At 70.7% G+C, this 19,070-nt stretch carries 17 protein-coding genes; 9 read left to right on the top strand and 8 right to left on the bottom strand.

Annotated elements, in window-relative coordinates:
- Position 1: 1 nt before the first annotated feature.
- Both ASC58_RS05770 and ASC58_RS05765 read left to right on the top strand, forming a co-directional pair.
- Entirely contained in the window at positions 2–931 is a 930-nt protein-coding gene (locus ASC58_RS05770) for an ABC transporter ATP-binding protein (protein WP_056918853.1), read from the top strand.
- Complete coding sequence (locus ASC58_RS05765) at positions 928–2,511, top strand: ABC transporter permease (protein WP_056916743.1); 1,584 nt, start codon at positions 928–930, stop codon at positions 2,509–2,511. The genes ASC58_RS05770 and ASC58_RS05765 overlap by 4 nt, the downstream gene beginning before the upstream one ends.
- Positions 2,512–2,526: 15 nt before the next feature.
- On the opposite strand, the gene ASC58_RS05760 is transcribed toward ASC58_RS05765, so the two are convergent.
- Positions 2,527–3,606, bottom strand: coding sequence for a mannose-1-phosphate guanylyltransferase (locus ASC58_RS05760; RefSeq protein WP_056918645.1), 1,080 nt, complete (start codon positions 3,604–3,606; stop codon positions 2,527–2,529).
- Between the two features lie 110 nt (positions 3,607–3,716).
- Between ASC58_RS05760 and ASC58_RS05755 the strand changes: the two genes are divergently transcribed.
- From ASC58_RS05755 to ASC58_RS05725, 7 genes are all read left to right on the top strand, one after another.
- A complete protein-coding gene (locus ASC58_RS05755) occupies positions 3,717–4,856 on the top strand; it encodes a glycosyltransferase family 1 protein (RefSeq protein ID WP_056918644.1) in 1,140 nt (379 codons plus the stop codon).
- A 179-nt stretch (positions 4,857–5,035) separates the two neighbouring features.
- On the top strand, positions 5,036–5,413 hold the full coding sequence (gene sdhC, locus ASC58_RS05750) for a succinate dehydrogenase, cytochrome b556 subunit (protein WP_157598378.1): 378 nt from the start codon (positions 5,036–5,038) through the stop codon (positions 5,411–5,413).
- 11 nt (positions 5,414–5,424) lie between these two features.
- Entirely contained in the window at positions 5,425–5,892 is a 468-nt protein-coding gene (locus ASC58_RS05745; RefSeq protein ID WP_056916740.1) for a succinate dehydrogenase hydrophobic membrane anchor subunit, read from the top strand.
- Between the two features lie 28 nt (positions 5,893–5,920).
- On the top strand, positions 5,921–7,705 hold the full coding sequence (gene sdhA / locus ASC58_RS05740) for a succinate dehydrogenase flavoprotein subunit (protein WP_056916739.1): 1,785 nt from the start codon (positions 5,921–5,923) through the stop codon (positions 7,703–7,705).
- The gene (locus tag ASC58_RS05735; protein ID WP_056916738.1) at positions 7,705–8,463 is read left to right on the top strand and encodes a succinate dehydrogenase iron-sulfur subunit; all 759 of its coding nucleotides are present in this window, start codon (positions 7,705–7,707) and stop codon (positions 8,461–8,463) included. Before sdhA ends, ASC58_RS05735 begins: the two co-directional genes overlap by 1 nt.
- Before the next feature lie 14 nt (positions 8,464–8,477).
- A complete protein-coding gene (locus ASC58_RS05730) occupies positions 8,478–9,785 on the top strand; it encodes a D-alanyl-D-alanine carboxypeptidase family protein (RefSeq protein ID WP_056918643.1) in 1,308 nt (435 codons plus the stop codon).
- A gap of 1 nt (position 9,786) precedes the next feature.
- Positions 9,787–10,731 (top strand): DUF389 domain-containing protein, encoded by a 945-nt coding sequence (locus tag ASC58_RS05725; protein ID WP_056916736.1) that lies wholly within the window; start codon positions 9,787–9,789, stop codon positions 10,729–10,731.
- Between the two features lie 93 nt (positions 10,732–10,824).
- Here ASC58_RS05725 and ASC58_RS05720 read toward each other — a convergent pair whose 3' ends face one another.
- The 7 genes from ASC58_RS05720 to ASC58_RS05690 are packed head-to-tail and all read right to left on the bottom strand — an operon-like array spanning position 10,825 to position 18,854.
- Entirely contained in the window at positions 10,825–11,901 is a 1,077-nt protein-coding gene (locus ASC58_RS05720; RefSeq protein WP_157598377.1) for a YihY/virulence factor BrkB family protein, read from the bottom strand.
- Between the two features lie 5 nt (positions 11,902–11,906).
- Positions 11,907–12,419 carry a 2'-5' RNA ligase family protein gene (locus ASC58_RS05715; protein WP_056916734.1) on the bottom strand — a complete coding sequence of 171 codons (513 nt, stop codon included), beginning with the start codon at positions 12,417–12,419 and terminating at the stop codon, positions 11,907–11,909.
- A 9-nt stretch (positions 12,420–12,428) separates the two neighbouring features.
- Complete coding sequence (trpS, locus tag ASC58_RS05710) at positions 12,429–13,460, bottom strand: tryptophan--tRNA ligase (RefSeq protein WP_056916733.1); 1,032 nt, start codon at positions 13,458–13,460, stop codon at positions 12,429–12,431.
- A gap of 4 nt (positions 13,461–13,464) precedes the next feature.
- Complete coding sequence (locus ASC58_RS05705; protein ID WP_056918641.1) at positions 13,465–15,621, bottom strand: alpha-galactosidase; 2,157 nt, start codon at positions 15,619–15,621, stop codon at positions 13,465–13,467.
- Positions 15,618–16,553 (bottom strand): carbohydrate ABC transporter permease, encoded by a 936-nt coding sequence (locus ASC58_RS05700; RefSeq protein WP_082552997.1) that lies wholly within the window; start codon positions 16,551–16,553, stop codon positions 15,618–15,620. Before ASC58_RS05700 ends, ASC58_RS05705 begins: the two co-directional genes overlap by 4 nt.
- Positions 16,550–17,440, bottom strand: a complete 891-nt coding sequence (locus ASC58_RS05695; RefSeq protein WP_235529116.1) for a carbohydrate ABC transporter permease — start codon at positions 17,438–17,440, stop codon at positions 16,550–16,552. Before ASC58_RS05695 ends, ASC58_RS05700 begins: the two co-directional genes overlap by 4 nt.
- Positions 17,441–17,495: 55 nt before the next feature.
- Positions 17,496–18,854, bottom strand: coding sequence for an ABC transporter substrate-binding protein (locus ASC58_RS05690; protein ID WP_056916731.1), 1,359 nt, complete (start codon positions 18,852–18,854; stop codon positions 17,496–17,498).
- Positions 18,855–19,070 lie beyond the last annotated feature (216 nt).

Here is a 19,070-nt window from a genome sequence, read left to right as displayed (position 1 = left end):
CATGACCACCGTGATCCACGCGGCCGGGCTGCGCAAGGAGTTCGGCCGCACCAGAGCACTCGACGGGCTCGACCTGGAGGTCCAGCAGGGCGAGGTCCACGGCTTCCTCGGCCCCAACGGTTCGGGGAAGTCCACGACCATCAGGGTCCTGCTCGGTCTGCTGCGGGCCGACGGCGGCGACGTCAGCCTGCTGGGAGGCGACCCGTGGAGCCAGGCCGCGACCCTCCACCGCCGTCTCGCCTACGTCCCCGGCGACGTGGCCCTGTGGCCCAACCTCACGGGAGGAGAGGTGATCGACCTGCTGGGTCGGTTGCGCGGCCAGGCCGACGACCGCCACGCCGGGGGCCGGCGTGCGGAGCTGCTCGAGCGCTTCGACCTCGACCCCACGAAGAAGGGCCGCGCCTACTCCAAGGGCAACCGCCAGAAGGTGGCCCTCGTCGCGGCCCTGGCCTCCGACGCCGAGCTCCTCATCCTCGACGAGCCCACGTCCGGACTCGACCCCCTCATGGAGGAGGTCTTCCGCGAGTGCATCCGCGAGGTCCGGGACGAGGGCCGCACCGTGCTCCTGTCGAGCCACATCCTCAGCGAGGTGGAGCACCTCTGCGAGCGCCTGACGATCATCCGCGCCGGCCGCACCGTGCAGACCGGCAGCCTGACCGACATGCGGCACCTGTCGCGCACCGCCGTCGACGTCGAGCTGGACCGCTCCCCGGTCGCCCTCGAGTCGGCCCCCGGGGTGCACGACCTGCGGACGGAGGGCCGGCGCGTGCACCTCAGCGTCGATCCCGACGAGCTCGGCAGCGTGATGAACCTGTTGACGCAGTGCGGGATCCGTCGCATCACCAGCGCTCCCCCGAGCCTCGAGGAGCTGTTCATGGACCTCTACCGGCGCCCCGCCGACACCGCTCGCGAGGTCGGGGCACGGCCATGAGCCCCTCCGGCACCGGGACCCTGCTGCGGCTGGCGCTGCGGCGCGACCGGGTGCTGGCCCCGGTGGTCGTGCTGCTGCTGGGTCTCACGGCATGGAGCACTGCGGCCGCGACCGTCGCCCTCTACCCCGACCCTGCGCAGGTGACCTCGGCGGCCGTCGCCGCCAACGCCTCACCCGCCCTCGTCGCCCTGTACGGACCGGTCCACGCGTCCCTGGGGTCCCTGGCCAGCCTCAAGATGCTCTCGACCGGCGCCGTGGCCATCGCGCTGGCGGCCGTGTTCCTCCTGCGCCGCCACACCCGCACCGAGGAGGAGACCGGCCGCGTCGAGCTGCTCGGGGCCGGGGCCCTGTCACGGCACGCACCCCTCACCGCGGCGGTCCTGCACACCACGTTGGTGGTGCTGCTCGCCAGTGCGCTCTGCGCCCTGGGGTATGCCGCCTCCGGCCTGCCCGTCGCGGGCTCGGTCGCGTTGGGGCTGGCCTGGCTGGTTGCCGGCCTCGCGTTCACCGGGATCACGGCGGTGGCCGTGCAGCTCACCTCGAGCGCACGGACCGTCGCCGCCATCGCGGGAGGTGGGGTCGCGGCGGCATACCTGCTCCGTGCGGTGGGTGACGCGGCCGGCGACGGGCCGGCCCGCGTCCTCGTCTGGCTCTCCCCGCTCGGGTGGGCCCAGCAGGTCCGCCCGTACGCCGGGGAGCGCTGGTGGGTGGGGCTGCTCGCCCTGGCGTTCACTGCGGCCACCACGGCACTCGCCTACGTCCTGCGCAGCCGTCGCGACCTCGGGTCGGGCCTCTTCGCGGACCGTGCGGGACCGGCCCACACGACGATGGGCTCGCCGCTCGCGCTGGCCTGGCGGCTGCAGCGCTCCGCCATCGTCGGCTGGTCGCTGGCGCTCGTCCTCATGGGAGCGGTGCTGGGCGGGTTCGCCTCGAGCGCCGCCACGCTGCTCGACTCGCCACAGGCGCGGGACATGATCCGCAGCCTCGGGGGCACCGGGTCCCTGACGGACGCGTTCATCTCCGCGGAGTTCGGCATCATGGCCGCGGTCGTGGCGGGCTTCGGCGTCGCGGCAGCACTCCGCATGCTGGGCGAGGAGACCTCCACCCGCGCGGAGCTGACCCTGTCGACGGCGACGTCACGGTGGTCCTGGCTGATGAGCCACGTCGGCCTGGCCCTGGTCGGCAGCGCCGGGATCCTGGCCCTGCTCGGCGCCGGGGCCGCCGCCGCGGACGGGGCGACCCGCGGTGACCTCGGCGACTCGTTCGCCCGGGTCCTCCCGGCGGCGCTCGTGCAGGTGCCACCCGTCTGGGTCGTCATCGGCGTCGCCGTGCTGCTCTACGGCACCGCCTCGAGGCTGGCCGTCGGCGCCTGGGTGGTTCTCGCCGGCTGCCTGGTCATCGGCCAGCTCGGCGAGCTGCTCGCCCTGCCGACGGCAGTGCAGGGCCTCTCACCGTTCCGGCACGTGCCGATGCTGCCCGGTGCCGCGTTCGACCCGACGCCCGTCGTCGCGCTGGTGGCCGTCGCGGGGATCCTGGTCGTCGTCGGCGGCAGCCTGTTCCGCCGGCGCGACCTGCACTGATGATCCTCGGCACTCCTAGGTGAGGTCGGTGCGGCCCTGCGCCTTGAGGGCGTCGACGACGCCCTTGACGTCCTGGGCTCGTTCGCGAGACATGACGAGCAGCGCATCCGGGGTGTCGACGACCACGACGTCGTCGATGCCGACGAGCGCGACGACCCGGTCCGTCCCCGGCACCACGACACCGGTCGAGTCGAGGACGCGCACGCGCTCGGCGTCCCCGAGCACGCGAACCCCCGGCAGGCCGTCGGCATCCGTGAGCAGCGAGCCGAGGGACGCGAAGTCGCCCACGTCGTCCCAGCCGAACCCCCCGGGCACCACGGCGACCCGACCCTCGGCGGCAGCAGGCTCGGCGACGGCGTGGTCGATGGCGATCTTCTCCAGGCCCGGCCAGACCTCTTCGAGCCGGGAGGGGGCTGCGGCCAGGGTGCGCAGACCGGCAGCCAGCTCCGGGTGCCACCGGCCGAGGAGGTCGAGCAGCACCGAGGCCCGGACGACGAACATGCCGGCGTTCCAGCGGAACCGGCCGGTGGCGAGGTAGGCCTCCGCCCGCTCGCGGTCCGGCTTCTCCACGAACTGCGCCACCGCATGCGCCGGGCCGTCACCGAGCACCTCACCCAGCTCGACGTAGCCGAAACCCGTTGCGGCATGGGTGGGCTCGATGCCGATGGTCACGACATGACCGTCGGCTGCGGCGTCCACGGCCGCGGAGACGCACTCGCGGAACTGCGCCTCGTCACCGATGACGTGGTCGGCGGCGAACGAGCCGAGGACCGCCTCCGGGTCCCGGGCCTCGAGCACCGCTGCGGCCCAGCCGATGGCGGCCATCGAGTCGCGCGGCGAGGGTTCGGCGAGAAGCTGGTCGGCGGGCAGCCCCGGCAGCTGGCGAGCCACGGCCTCGGCGTGCGCCACCCCGGTGACGACGAGCACCTGCGAACCGGTCAACGGCTCCAACCGGTCCCAGGTGGCCTGCAGCAGCGAGCGCCCGGTGCCCGTGAGGTCGTGCAGGAACTTGGGCGACCCGGCGCGCGACAACGGCCAGAGCCTCGTCCCTGCCCCGCCTGCCGGGATGACGGCCCAGAAGTGCTCGTTCGACATGGCGCGAACGCTAGCCCACGGCCACCACGGCCCCTGGTGATCACCCTGCGCTCACCTGACACACCCCCGGGCGTCGCCGTCCCCTCACCCGCGGTCCGCACGCTGGTGGTGTGCGCATCGCCATCGTCACCGAGTCGTTCCTGCCGAACCTCAACGGCGTCACGACCAGCGTCTGCCGGGTGCTCGAGTGCCTGCGCGACGGCGGGCACGAGGTCGTGGTCATCGCCCCTCGGCCGGCACCGTCGAGCTGGGCCGGGTACCCCGTGCACGCCGTGGCCTCCGTCCCCGTCCGGCAGTTCCCCGTCGGACTGCCGACCGGCGAGGTCGAGGCCCTGCTGCGCCGCTTCGCCCCGGACGTGGTCCACGTCGCCTCGCCGTTCGTCCTCGGCGCCAGCGCGCTCGGCGCGGCGGCCAGGCTGGGCGTCCCCTCGGTCGCGGTCTACCAGACCGACATGCCCAGCTACCTCGGCCAGCACGCCCCACGCGCGCTCGGGCGCGGTGCGGCGACCGCTGCCTGGCGCTGGGTGCGACGGGTCCACGAGCTCGCCGACCTGACCCTGGCCCCCTCGTCGGCGGCGCTCGCCGAGCTGGAGGCGCACGGCATACCGAGGGTGCGGGGCTGGGCGCGCGGCGTGGACGCGGCGACGTTCCGCCCGGAGTGGCGCACCGACGCCGGCACCCGCGCCCTGCGCCGCAGCCTCGCCCCCAATGGTGAGGTGCTCGTGGGTTACGTCGGTCGGCTGGCACCCGAGAAGGAGCTGCACCGGTTCGCCTCCGTCGCCGGGCTCCCGGGGGTGCGGGTCGTCATCGTCGGCGACGGGCCGAGCCGCGCGGACGACTCGGCCCTGCTCGGGGCCGCCGGCCTCGATGTCGTCCTCCTCGGGCGGCGCGAGGGGGACGACCTGGCGAGGGCGTATGCCGCGTTGGACGTGTTCGCCCACACGGGGACCAGGGAGACCTTCGGGCAGACCCTCCAGGAGGCGGCCGCGACCAGCCTGCCGGTCGTCGCACCGGCACGGGGTGGACCGCTGGACCTGGTCGACCACAGCCGCACCGGTCTGCTCTTCGACCCCGACGACCCTGCAGCGCTGCGGGAGGCGGTCGCCCACCTCGCCGGTGACCGGACCAAGCGCGAGGCGATGGGAGCCGCCGGCCGGCTCCGGGTCGAGGGCCGGTCGTGGTCCGCCCTCACCGACGAGCTGGTCGGCCACTACGAGTCGGTCCACCGGGCTGCGGTCCCCGCCGCCTGACCACCTCGCAGGGGTCGTCGGGTACCCGCCGGTAACCCTTCCTGTCTGGTTTCTCACAGCAGGGCCGTGCGCGCTCCACCTGCACGTACGGATAACCTGACGGTCGACGTACGGACAGCCAGGCCCAGCCATGTTCTGGTGCAGCTGCCGTGACAACTCTGCTTCGAAAGGGACGCGCAGTGGCGCAGGCAGCCAACGGGACCCTCTACCGCGGCCGTGAAGGCATGTGGACGTGGGTGGCCCACCGCATCAGCGGCGTACTGATCTTCCTCTTCCTCTTCGCGCACGTGCTCGACACGGCGCTGGTCCGGGTCTCCCCGGAGGCCTACAACGAGGTCATGGACGCCTACAAGAACCCCGTCGTGGGGCTCGCCGAGGCCGGCCTCGTGGCGGCGGTGATCTTCCACGCGCTCAACGGCCTGCGGATCATCGCGGTGGACTTCTGGGCCAAGGGCCCCAGGTACCAGAAGCAGATGTTCTGGGCCGTCCTCGTCGGGTTCGTGGTGCTCTTCGCGCCGTTCGCGATCCGCCACCTGACCATCGTCTTCACGCACTGAGAGGGCGGATCATGAGCACCACCACCAACTACCACGCCGGTCCCGACGCGGTCTCCGCGAAGACGTCGCGCTACCGCCGCGTCTCCAAGGGCCGGGGCAACTTCGAGCTGTGGTCCTGGGTCTTCATGCGTGCCAGCGGCGTCCTGCTGCTCGTCCTGGTCTTCGGGCACCTCTTCGTCAACCTCATGCTGGGCGAAGGCATCCACGGCGTCGACTTCGCGTTCGTCGCCGGCAAGTGGGCCAGCCCGTTCTGGCAGACCTGGGACATGCTGATGCTGTGGCTCGCGGAGCTGCACGGCTTCAACGGGGTCCGCACGATCATCAACGACTACACCGAGAAGGACCGCACCCGCTGGATCCTCAAGGGGCTGCTGGTCGCGAGCGCCCTGCTCGTCCTGGTCCTCGGCACGCTGGTCATCTTCACGTTCGACCCGTGCCTCGACCCGTCGTCCACCCTGTCCGTGTGCACGGCACGATGACCCCGCAACACCGAAGGAACCAATCCTGATGCAGACGCACAAGTACGACGTCGTCATCGTCGGTGCCGGCGGCGCCGGGATGCGCGCGGCCCTCGAGTCCTCGACGCGCACCCGCACCGCGGTGCTCACCAAGCTCTACCCGACGCGGTCCCACACCGGCGCGGCCCAGGGCGGCATGTGCGCCGCCCTCGCCAACGTCGAGGAGGACAACTGGGAGTGGCACACCTTCGACACCGTCAAGGGCGGCGACTACCTCGTCGACCAGGACGCGGCCGAGATCATGTGCCGCGAGGCCATCGACGCGGTCATCGACCTCGAGAAGATGGGCCTGCCGTTCAACCGCACGCCCGAGGGCAAGATCGACCAGCGCCGGTTCGGGGGCCACACCCGCAACCACGGTGAGGCCGCGGTGCGCCGTTCGTGCTTCGCCGCCGACCGCACGGGTCACATGATCCTGCAGACCCTCTACCAGAACTGCGTCAAGCAGGGCGTCGAGTTCTTCAACGAGTTCTATGTCCTCGACCTGCTCATGAACACCGGCGCGGACGGCGTCGAGCGTGCTGCCGGCGTCGTGGCGTACGAGCTGTCCACCGGCGAGATCCACGTCTTCCAGGCCAAGTCGATCGTGTTCGCCACGGGCGGCACCGGAAAGGTCTTCAAGACCACCTCGAACGCCCACACCCTCACCGGCGACGGCATGGGTGTGGCCTTCCGCCGCGGGATCCCGTTGGAGGACATGGAGTTCTTCCAGTTCCACCCGACAGGCCTGGCCGGCCTCGGCATCCTGCTCTCGGAAGCCGCTCGCGGCGAGGGCGGCATCCTGCGCAACGCCGACGGCGAGCGCTTCATGGAGCGCTACGCCCCCACCATCAAGGACCTCGCGCCGCGCGACATCGTCGCCCGCTCGATGGCCAACGAGGTGCGCGAGGGCCGCGGCGCCGGGCCGAACAAGGACTACGTCCTGCTCGACCTCACCCACCTCGAGCCGGCCCACATCGACGCCAAGCTCCCCGACATCACCGAGTTCGCCCGCACCTACCTCGGCGTCGAGCCGTACACCGAGCCGGTGCCGGTCTACCCGACCGCGCACTACGCAATGGGCGGGGTGCCGACGAACGTCGAGACCGAGGTGCTGCGCAACAACACCGACGTCGTCCCCGGGCTGTACGCCGCCGGCGAGGTCGCCTGCGTGTCGGTGCACGGCTCCAACCGCCTGGGCACCAACAGCCTGCTCGACATCAACGTGTTCGGCCGCCGCGCCGGCATCGCCGCCGCGGAGTATGCCGCGAACGCCGCGTTCGTGGAGCTGCCGGCCAACCCCTCCTCGCTGGTCGACGGCATGGTCGAGGGCATCCGCGGCAGGGCCACCGGTGAGCGGGTCGCCGACCTCCGCAAGGAGCTGCAGGAGACCATGGACCGCAACGTCCAGGTGTTCCGCACGGAGGCCTCCATGAAGGAGGCCCTCGGCGTGATCGAGGAGCTCAAGGAGCGCTACGCGAACGTCGTCGTGCAGGACAAGGGCAAGCGCTACAACACCGACCTGCTCGAGGCCGTCGAGCTCGGCTTCCTCATCGAGCTGGCCGAGGTCATCACGATCGGCGCCCTGGCCCGCAAGGAGTCCCGCGGCGGTCACTTCCGTGAGGACTACGAGGCCCGCGACGACGTCAACTTCATGCGGCACACGATGGCCTACCGCGCGCCCGTCGCCGGCGAGGGCTTCGGGGCGGACAGCCCGCTGTTCTCGGACGAGGTGCGCCTCGACTACAAGCCCGTGACCGTGACCCGCTACCAGCCGATGGAGCGCAAGTACTGATGACTGCCACTGTCGAAGAGAAGACCGAGGGCAAGGTCGGCGCCGTGCCGACCTTCACCGTGACCATCCGCGTCGCGCGCTACAACCCCGAGGCCGACACGGAGCCGCACTTCGAGGACTACCAGGTCACGGCGCACGCGACCGACCGCGTGCTCGACGCCCTGCACCAGATCAAGTGGGAGCAGGACGGCTCGCTGAGCTTCCGGCGTTCGTGCGCGCACGGCGTGTGCGGCTCGGACGCCATGCGCATCAACGGCAAGAACCGGCTCGCCTGCAAGACGCTCATCAAGGACGTCAACCCCGACAAGCCGATCACGGTCGAGGCGATCAAGGGTCTTCCGCTCGAGAAGGACCTCATCGTCGACATGGAGCCGTTCTTCGACGCCTACCGCGAGGTCATGCCGTTCCTCGTGACCACGGGCAACGAGCCGACCCGCGAGCGCATCCAGAGCCAGAAGGACCGCGACCGGTTCGACGACACGACCAAGTGCATCCTGTGTGCCGCGTGCACGACGAGCTGCCCCGTCTTCTGGAACGACGGCCAGTACTTCGGCCCGGCCGCGATCGTCAACGCCCACCGCTTCATCTTCGACAGCCGTGACGAGGGTGGCAGCCAGCGCCTGGAGATCCTCAACGACAAGGAGGGCGTGTGGCGCTGCCGCACGACCTTCAACTGCACCGACGCCTGCCCGCGCGGCATCCAGGTGACCCAGGCGATCCAAGAGGTCAAGAGGGCACTGCTCACGAGCAGGTTCTAGGGCACACTCTTCGCGTGCCCCGACGACGTGCGTCCGCCGCCGCTGCCAGCCTCGTGCTGGCGGTCGGCGGCGCCGTCGTGTTCGGACCCACCGCGCCCGCGGTCGCCGGAGCGCCGGCCAGCGCCCCGGCGTCCCGGGGTGGGCTCACGTCGGCGCAGGTCGCCGCGGCGAAGCCCAAGCCCTCACCCAGCCTCCTGAAGCTCCCGGTCCCCAGGGCGACGGTGCGTCCCGAGCTGTCGATCGGTGGGCCCAGGCTGGCCAGCACCGGTCTGGTCACCGACCTCCCTGCCGGGGTGCCTGCTCCCCCGGCGCTCAAGAACGTCGCCTGGCTGCTCGCCGACATGGACACTGGCGAGGTCGTCGCCGCCAAGGCACCGCACGCCCGCCTCCTGCCGGCCAGCACCCTGAAGACGCTCACCGCCCTGACGCTGATCCCCAAGGTCGGGCCGGATCGGGTGATCACGGCCACCGCTGCCGACGCGAACGCGGACGGCACCCGCGTCGGGATCGTGCCGGGTGCGACCTACACCTCGCGCCAGCTCTTCGAGGCGCTGCTCATGTCCTCCGGCAACGACGCGGCCTACGCCCTCGCGGGGGCCGGCGGCGGGCGGGCCGCGACGCTGGCGGCGATGAACGCCAAGGCGCGCTACCTCGGCGCCCACGACACGGTGGCCAAGGACCCGTCCGGGCTCGATGTCCGCGGCCAGACGTCCAGCGCCTACGACCTGGCCCTGATCGGGCGGGCCGCGATGCAGCTCCCCGAGTTCCGCCGCTACGTCACGACCAAGCAGGCGCAGTTCCCGGGACGCACCGACCCGAAGACCAAGAAGCGTGCAACCTACGTCATCAACAACCACAACAAGCTGCTCTACAACTACGACGGCACGATCGGCATCAAGAACGGCTACACCGTGGCGGCCCACCGCACCTTCATCTCGGCGGTCACCCGGGGTGGGAAGACCTACCTGCTGACCGAGATGTACGGCCTCGACGGGTCCTGGCGACCGCAGGCCGCGATGTACGACTGGGCGTTCCGGTACGGCTCCAGGGCGCGCCCCGTCGGCACCCTCGTCGCGCCGGGCACGGTGACCGCCCCTCCACGGCTCCCGCCGCTGAAGGACAACTCGACGGTGGCTCCCCTCGACGCCCCGCAGGACCAGGCGTCGCGCGCCACCGCGGCCGCGGCTGCCCTCCCCCGAGGGATCGACCACACGTCCGCACCCTGGGTCGGCATCGGCACCCTCGCGGTCATCGCGGGGCTCCTGCTGTGGCTGGGCTCGCGGGCAGCCTCGGCCCGCCGCCGCCACCACGCCCGCCACTGACGTGCTGCACCTGCGCCTCGCCGTCCCGGGCGACCTGTCCGAACAGGTCCTGGCCGTCCTCGAACCCGACGACGCCGTCTGCAACCTCGCGGTCACGCGCGGCGGCAGCCTCAAGCCCGTGGGCGACCTCGTGGAGGCCGACATCGCCCGCGAGGCCACCGACGCGGTGCTCGGCCGGTTGCGCGACCTCGGGTTGCACGACCGGGGCGGCATCACCATCCTCACCATCGAGGCCGCTCCCTCGCGCAACGCCGTCGCGGCCGAACGCCACGCACCGGGTGCGCCCGACGACGCCGTCGTGTGGGACGCAGTGCTGGACGGCGCGGAGGGACAGTCGCACGGGTCGTGGTCGTACTACGCCTTCCTCTGCCTCGCCACGCTGATCGCGTCGGTCGCCGTGGTCACCGACTCGGCGATCCTCGTCGTGGGGGCCATGGTCGTGGGGCCGGAGTTCAGCGCGGTGGCTGCCCTGGCGGTCGGGCTCGCCCTCGGCCGGCCCCGGCTGTCGCTCCGCGCCATGGGCCTGCTCGTGCGCGGGTTCGCCCTGGCCATCGCCGTGACCACCCTGCTGTCGCTCCTCGCGGTGGCCGTCGGCTGGTTCGACGCGTCGACGGTGGCCGCGCCGCGCCCGCTGACCGGCTTCATCTGGCGCCCCGACCACTGGTCGGTCGTGGTGGCGGTGCTGGCCGGTGCGGCCGGGGTGCTCTCGACGACGGCCGGGCGCAGCAACGCGCTCGTCGGGGTGTTCATCTCGGTGACGACGGTTCCGGCCGCGGGCGACTTCTCCGTGGCGCTGGCCACCGGGGCGTGGAGCCAGCTCGGCGGCGCCGCGGCCCAGCTCGGCATCAACCTGCTCGGCATGACCGTCGCCGGCGTGCTGACCCTGCTCGCCCAGCGAGCCCTGTGGGGCCGCCTGCACCGGCGGCGTCAGCCCACCCCGGCGTGAGCGACGCCGGCTGATCGTCGTGACTGGGGTGCCGCGCGCGGTCGGCGCACCCGACGCCGGCCGACCACCGTGACGGGGTGGACCCCGGCTCGGTCAGCGGCGGCGGACGAGCGCCCGTATGCCGCGACCGAGCGACCCGACCGCGACCGCACCGACCGCGCCGAGCACCGCACCGGCTGCCACGGACGTCCGGTCCGCGGCGCGCTGCCCGAAGGTCGGCAACCCCGCGTCGGTACGCTCCCGGACGATGTCCACCGGCTCCGGCGCAGGGCCCTCGGTGAGCTTGTCCTTCTGCGCCGTGGTGAGTCCCTCCGTCGCGTGGTCGACGTCGTTGGCGGCCCACGCGGCGGCGACGAGCATGACGCGCGAGATGATGTTGAGCCACAGGAGCAGGCCGACGACGAGGGCGATCGAGGCGAAGAGCGGGTTGTTCGTGGTCCCGGCGATGAGCCGTGACCCGGCGACCTTGAGCACGGTCAGGCCGATGCCCCCGAACAGGGCGCCGTTGCGCAGCGCGGGCCACGGCATGGCGACCCCGCTGAGGACCCGCAGCATGAGGGCGACCAGACCGGTGTCGAGCACGACCCCGATGAGGAACCCGACGACGCCGACGATCCACGTCTGCGACCCCAGGCCGATCCACGACGACACCGTGTGGGTGATCCCCCCGGCGACGACGGTCACGGCTGCCGAGACCAGCACGCCCAGCCCGAGGACGACCATGACGCCGAGGTCGCGCAGCTTGAGCATGATCGGGTTGCCCGGCTCGCCCGGGACGCCGAAGACCGAGCGGATGCCGTCACGCAGCGCCGAGAGCCACCCCAGTCCGGCGAGCACCAGGCCGGCCAGGCCGACGAGGCCGGTGATGGTCAGGGCGTTCTTCTCGGGGATCGTGATCGGGATGATCCCCTTCTTGGTCTGCTCGTCGTACACGAACCCCGGGAGCGTCTGGTCGACGTACTGCCGCACGTTGTCGAGCAGGTCGGGCCGGTCGCGCAGCACGATCCCGCCGATGGTGAACGCGAGGGCGACCGCCGGGAAGATCGAGAAGAAGGCGAAGTAGCCCACCCCGCCGGCGAGGACGTTGCCCCGGGCGTCGCCGTAGCGCTTCCACGCCTGCCACGCGGTGGTGGCCTGCAGACGGGTCCACCACTGCTTGAGGGTCTGCACGCTCGTCAGCCGCCCAACGCGAAGGAGCGGACCGGGCGCCATACGCCGTCGGTGCCGTGCTCGTAGAGGTGGAACTGGTCGACGACGAACTCGCACTCGAAGTCGGAGAGCTCGCCGAAGGCCCGGTCGAGGGCCTCCTCGGGCACGTGGTGCGCCACCGTGACGTGCGGGTGGTAGTGGAACTCCAGGGTCCGGTCGAGCGGACCGCGGCGGATGGCCTTCTCCAGGAGCTCGCAGTCGGCCAGGCCTCCGGACACCTGGACGAAGACCACCGGGGAGATCGGCCGGAAGCTGCCGGTGCCGCGCAGCACCATCCGGAAGGACTCCTTGTCGGCGGCGACCTCCTCGAGGTGCTTCACCGCGACCGCGAGCTCCTCGTCGCCGACCCCGGTCGGGGGCAGCAGCGTGACGTGGGTCGGGATCGAGTCGGCGAGCGGGTCACCGAACGAGGCCCGCTTGGCCTGGAGCATCTCCGCGTACGGCGAGGGGATGGCGATCGAGACGCCAATGGTGGGCACTGATCGACCCTATCGAACGCTCGGGAGCAGACCCACTCGGTCGCGGACCCGCGCCATGGTGGTCCGGGCGACCTCCCGTGCGCGGTCGGCGCCGTCGGCGAGGATGCGGTCGAGCTCGGCCGGGTCGTCGAGCAGCTCGGACATCCGCTGCTGGAACGGCGTCAGCGCGTCGACCACCACGTCCGCGACCTCCTTCTTGAGGTCGCCGTAACCACGGCCCGCGAACGAGGCGGCCACGTCCTCGACGGACTGGCCGGAGAGCACCGAGTGGATGACGAGCAGGTTGGACACCCCCGCCTTGGCCTCGGGGTCGTAGCGCACCTCGGCGTCGGTGTCGGTGACGGCGGAGCGGATGTTCTTGGCGATCCGCGCCGGGTCCTCCATGAGGTCGATGAGGCCCTTCGGGGAGGACCCCGTCTTGCTCATCTTCGAGGTGGGGTCCTGCAAGTCCATGATCTTGGCCGAGCCCTTGACGATGTAGGGCTCGGGCACGACCAGGGCCTCGCCGAACCGGTGGTTGAACCGCTCGGCGAGGTCACGGGTGATCTCGAGGTGCTGGCGCTGGTCCTCCCCCACCGGGACGTAGGCCGCGTCGTACATGAGGATGTCGGCCGCCATGAGCATGGGGTACGTGAGCAGCCCGACGTTGGCGTTCTGCCCCTTGGCCGTCTTGTCCTTGAACTGGGTCATCCGCCGGGCCTCGCCGTCGGCGGTGAGGCAGTTCATCACCCAGCCGAGCTCGGCGTGCTCGGTGACGTGGCTCTGGCAGAAGACCGCGGAACGCTTCGGGTCGACCCCACCGGCGAGGAACTGCGCCGCGGTGACGCGGGTGCGTTGGCGCAGCACCGCGGGGTCGGTGGGGACGGTCAGCGCGTGGAGGTCGGCGACGAAGTAGAAGGCGTCGAACTCGTCCTGCAGCTTCACCCAGTTGACCAGCGCCCCGAGGTAGTTGCCGAGGTGCAGGGAGTCACTGGTCGGCTGCATCCCGGACAGGATCCGGGGCAGCGCAGCGGGAGCGGGGGACGCAGACATGCCCGCCATTGTGTCAGGTGAGGTGGAGCAGGAATCCCTGGGCGGGGTCGAGCACCGGGAGCGCCAACCCGACCCGAGCGAGGACCGCGCCACTGACGCCGATCCCGTCACCGAGGGCCTGCTCCCACCACTGCGGACCGCGCACCTGGGTGACGGCGGGCAGGCCCGCCTCCGCCCGCACCCGCACCGTGTAGGTGCGGTCGGGGTCGAGCCCCGGGAGGGTGAGCAGGCCCGGCCGGACAGCTGGACCGGTGACGGTCCGCACGACGCTGTATGCCGCCTGCCCACCGTCCGCGGAGACGGTCCCCGTCACCAGCAGGCCCTGCTCCTCGGGGAGGTCGGCGCGCACGAGGTCGCCGGTGTGCAGCAGCGGGCGCAGCTCGCGGTACAGCGCGGACCAGGCGCGCAGGCTCTCCAGCTCCTCCGGGCTGCAGGTGGTGATGTCCCACTCCAGCCCGGCGTGGCCCTGCAGGGCCAGCAGCATGCGGAAGGACAGGTCCAGGGTGCGGTGCGTCGTGTGGGCGGTCGCCGGACCGACGTGCGTGCCCATGAGCTCGGCCGGCACGAGCAACGAGGTCCACCGCTGGATGGCGGCCCGCTCGAGGGCGTCGTTGCAGTCGCTGGTCCAGATGCGGTCGGTCCGGGCGAGGACGCCGAGGTCGACGCGGGCACCACCGCTGGAGCAGGACTCGATCTCGAGGTCGGGGTGGGTGGCGCGCAGCCGGTCGAGCAGGGCGTAGAACGCCTCGGTCTGCAGGTGGACGGCAGGGCGGTCGGTGCCCGTGGCGTCGGACCGCACGGCCTCGTGCAGGTCGCGGTTGTGGTCCCACTTGATGAAGTCGATCCCGAGCTCGGAGACCAGGGCGCTGATCTGGCCCTCGACGTGCGCCGCTGCGTCGGGGTTCGCGAGGTCGAGGACGTGCTGGTGCCGTGACGGGCGCGGCAGTCCGGCGCGCGGCCCCAGCACCCAGTCGGGGTGTGCCCGGACGACGTCGGAGTCGACGTTGACCATCTCCGGCTCGAACCAGAGGCCGAACTCCAGCCCGAGGCCCTTGACGTGGTCGACGATCGGCGCGAGACCCTGCGGCCACATGTCGGTCGACACCACCCAGTCGCCGAGGCCGCTGTGGTCGTCGCGACGGCTGCCGAACCAGCCGTCGTCGAGCACGAAGCGCTCGACGCCGATGGAGGCGGCGGTGTCGGCCAGGGCCTTGAGGCGGTCGAGGTCGTGGTCGAAGTAGACGGCCTCCCAGGTGTTGAGGACCAGGGGCCGGGGTTCGTTGGTGTGCAGTGCGGTCGCGCGCTGGCGACGGTGCAGGCGGCGCGAGATCCCGTCCAGGCCGTCGGCAGAGTGCACGAAGACGACGTCGGGAGCCGTGTAGGTCTCCCCCGCGGCGAGACGCACCTCGCCGGGTTCGAGCAGCTCGCCGCCACCCAGGACGGCGGAGTGGACGCCCGCCCCCTCGGGCAGCCGCTCGACCAGGTGCTCGTGGTTGCCGCTCCAGGCGACGTGGACCGACCAGACCTCGCCGGTGCGGAAGCCGAAGCCGGGCGTGCCGACGGTGAGCAGCAGGGTCGCGTCGTGGCCGGTACGACCGCGGCGTGAGGCACGCAGGTGGGTGCCGTCCTGCAGCGTCGAGCGCTGCGGTGAGCGCTCTCGGCACCAGCGACCGGTGAGGTCCAGGACCTCGGTGGCCCTGCTGGGCAGCGGCAGGATGGCGCGCAGCGCGCCGAGGTCGAGGGGGGTGGCGGCATCGCTTCCCTCCCCGACGTTCGTCACCGAGCTCGACACCCGGAGCACACCGTGCTCGTCCAGGGACCACGTGCCCCGCACTCGAGTGGGGCCGTCGACCGCCGTCACGGTGAGCGAGCGCTCGCCGTCCTGCTCGGTCGTGACCACCCAGCGGGGGGCGGCCGAACCACCGGCACGGTGTGCGGCATACGCCGGGGTGCCGAGCCAGCCGTCGCCGCCCGTGGGGAGCACGGTGAGGGGCCACGGTTCGTCGAGGGCGTTGTGGGCCACGGGGCCGGTGGTGACGGCGGCCAGCTGGCCGGCCACCCCGTCGGGGAGCTCGCTCCCCCAGTGCAGCACACGGGGGAGCGCGCCCTCGGGGAGCTCGATGACCAGGCAGGTGCCTGCGGACCGGAGGGTGGTGGTGGGGATGGTCATCCCTTGGTGGCTCCCAGGGTGAGGCCTGCGACGAACTGCTTCTGCAGGAGGAAGAACACGAGGAGGGTGGGCAGGGCGATCACGACCGACCCGGCCGCCACGAGGTTGTTGTCGGTGAAGAACTGGCCACGCAGGTTGTTGATCGAGCTCGTCACGGGGAACTTGTCGCCGGACTGGAGCAGCACCGTCGCCCAGAAGAACTCGTTGTAGATCCAGGTGACCTCGAGGGTCGCCAGCGCTGCGAGCGGCGGCCGGCACAACGGCAGGGTCAGCGTGAAGAACTGGCGCAGGACTCCGGCTCCGTCGATCACGGCCGACTCGTAGAGCTCGCGCGGCAGCGTCTTCATGTAGTTCGAGAGGACGAAGGCGCAGAAGCCGGTCTGGAACGCGACGTTGACGAGGATCAGGCCCCAGTAGGAGTTGAGCAGGGTGCCCGAGTCGCTGAACCAGAAGGGCACCTCGATGGCGCGGAACATCCGGTAGACCGGGATGAGCAGGGCCTGCGGGGGAAGCAGGTTGGCCGCGGTGAACATGCCGAGCAGCGCGAGGTTGAACTTGAACGAGAAGCGCGACACGACGAAGGCCACGCAGCACGACAGGAACAGCGTCAGCAGCACCGCCGGGATGGTGATGTAGGCGGAGTTGAGCATCGTGTGGGAGAAGTTGGCCTGCTGCCAGGCGTTCTTGTAGTTGTCGAGGGTGAACCCGCCGAAGGACATGTACCCGTTCTTCGCGGTGTACGCGTAGTCACGGAAGCTGCCCAGCAAGGCGTAGCCGACGGGGAAGATCCAGACCAGGGCGACGATGGCCAGGAACACCTGGATGCCACGGTTGCGCTGCTTCTTCGCCCCGCTCGACTCGGCCCGCCGGCTGGCGAGGGGGTTCTTGGACCTGGGGACCGAGACCAGTGGAAGGTCGCTTCCGGCAGTCATCGCTGCTCCCTCATGACGATGCGTAGATAGATGACGATGAAGATCGAGGAGATGACGAGCATGAAGGTGGCCAGCGCCGAGCCGAAGCCGATCCGGCTGGCCTCACCGACGATGTTGCTCGTCACCAGGGTCGAGATGAGCTCGAGCCCGTTGCGCCCCTTGTTGATGACCCACACGAGGTCGAAGGCCCGCAGCGACTCGATCACGGTCACGACCAGGACGATGATGTTGATCGGGAACATCACCGGGAAGACGACCCTGAAGAAGGTCTGGCGCTCACTGGCGCCGTCCACCTTGGCGGCCTCGCGCAGCGTCGGGTCGACGCCCTTCAGCCCGGCCAGGTAGAGCAGCATGATGTAGCCGACGTGTCGCCAGCTCGACGCGATCAGGGCGGCCCAGAGGTTGTACCGCTGGTCGCCGTACCAGTCGATGCTGCTGCCCGTGACGCTGTTGATCAGGCCCTGGTCGCGGCTGTAGATGAGCTGCCAGATGAAGCCGACCAGGGCGAGGGACAGCACGACCGGGAGGTAGATGGCGGTCTGGTAGACCCGCGAGCCACGTACCTCCCGGTCGAGCAGGACGGCGAGGAACATCCCGATCGGGGTCGCGATGAGGAACATCACCGCGAGCCAGATCAGGTTGTGCTGCAGCGCCGGGACGAACGGCGGGTAGATCGTCAGGACGTCCGTGTAGTTCTTCAGGCCGACGTTCTTCGCCGAGGAGATCGGGCCGATCCCGTCCCAGTTCGTGAAGGACAGCAGGACCGACCCGATCGCCGGCACCCAGACCAGCCACAGCACCAACAGCGTCGGAACCGCGATCATCAGGCCGACCACCACCCGGTCGACAGGTGTCAGGTGGTCGATTCCCTTGTACTTGCGTGCCACGGGAGCTCCTCGGTGGGCGGGCGTCGTCGTCGTCGACGTCGGCGTGGTCGGTGCGTCAGCTCGCGAAGATGCTCTGCTTCTGCTTCTCGATGCCGTTGACGAGCCCGTCGATGTCCTTCGGGTTCTTGAGGAAGGACTGGATGGCCGGGATCATCACCGTGGAGGCGAAGTCCGGACGGGTGTCGCGGTCCATGAACTGCGCGATGGACTTGGCCTGGCTGACGAACTCCACCGACTTCTTCTGCAGCGAGGTGTATGCCGCCTGGTCGGCCTTGTCGTTCGTCGCGATGACGCTGGGGTCGGCCTTGACGACGATGTTCTGCGCGTCGGCGGAGCCCACGTAGGCGAGGAGCTTCTTGGCACCGGCCTCGTTCTTCGGACGCTTGGCCATCATGTAGCCGTCGATGGGCGCCTCGATGGCGTCCGCGCCGACGTTCGAGTCGATCTCGGGGAAGTTGAAGAACGTCAGGTCCTCCTGCTCCGCGCCCTTGCCGAACTGCTGGGCCACGAACGACCCGAGCAGGTAGGTGCCGGCCTTCTTCTGCTGGAGGGCCTGGGCGGCCTCCTGCCAGGTGCGACCGAGGGAGTCGGCCTGGTGGTAGTCCAGCAGCCCGGCCCAGGTGTCGAAGACGGCCTTGACCTTGGGGCTGTTCCAGGCTTCCTTGCCGGCCATCAGGTTGACGTGGAAGTCGTAGCCGTTGACGCGCAGGTTCAGCTGGTCGAAGGTGCCCATGGCGGGCCAGCCGTCCTTGTCGCCGAAGGCGATCGGGACGAGTCCGTCCTTCTTCATCTGCGTGCCGAGGGTCTTGAACTCGTCGAGGGTCTTGGGCTCGGTGTAGCCGTACTTCTCGAAGACGCTCTTGCGGTAGAACATCGCCCACGGGTAGTAGGTCGAGGGGACGAAGTACTGCTTGCCGTCGTCGCCGGTCGAGGACTTCTTGAGGGCGTCGGACATCCCGGCACCGGACAGGTCCTTCCAGACGTCGGAGACGTCGCCCGCGAGGCCCTTGGAGGCGAAGAACCGCATCCGGTAGCCGGCGAACCACATCCACACGTCGTCGGGCGAGCCCTGGAGGTAGTTGTTGATGTTCTCCTGGAAGGAGTTGTGGTCGATCGTGTTGATCTTGGTCGTCAGGCCGGAGTTGGCCTTCTGGAAGGCGTCCATGACCGACTGGATGGCCGCCTTCGGCACGGCGTCGGACTGGTTGGAGCCCACCGTCACGGTGCCGGTCGCGGCACCGCCGGAGGAAGAGGAGCCGCTGCCGCCACCACCACACGCCGCGAGGAGCGAGGGGGCCGCGAGCAGGGTGCCGGCGCCCAGGGCGCCGCGCAGCAGGGTCCGACGGCTGACACCGCGGACAGAGGCAGGAACGAGGCTGGCGAGGTACTCGGCCTCAGAGGTCGGGCGGGTCATGACGGGTCTCCTTTGACACGGGTTGCACCGGCGCGATGGCCGAACCCATCATCCGACAGATTCGATCAAAAACCATCAACAAGTCCCGAGGATGGGCCTAGGAACCAACACCTGTCAAGAGTCTGCTCATCACGAAATGGTCGCGCATCCATCCGCCCTCCACCTCGCGGACGCCTCGCCCTCCGCGCACAGGCGGATGACGAATTCGGCTCAACC

It is taken from the genome of Phycicoccus sp. Root101 (genome assembly GCF_001426245.1).
In the GTDB taxonomy this organism is placed as follows: domain Bacteria; phylum Actinomycetota; class Actinomycetes; order Actinomycetales; family Dermatophilaceae; genus Pedococcus.
Note: the sequence above shows the minus strand (reverse complement) of the source record. Positions and strands in the feature narration are given on the sequence as shown.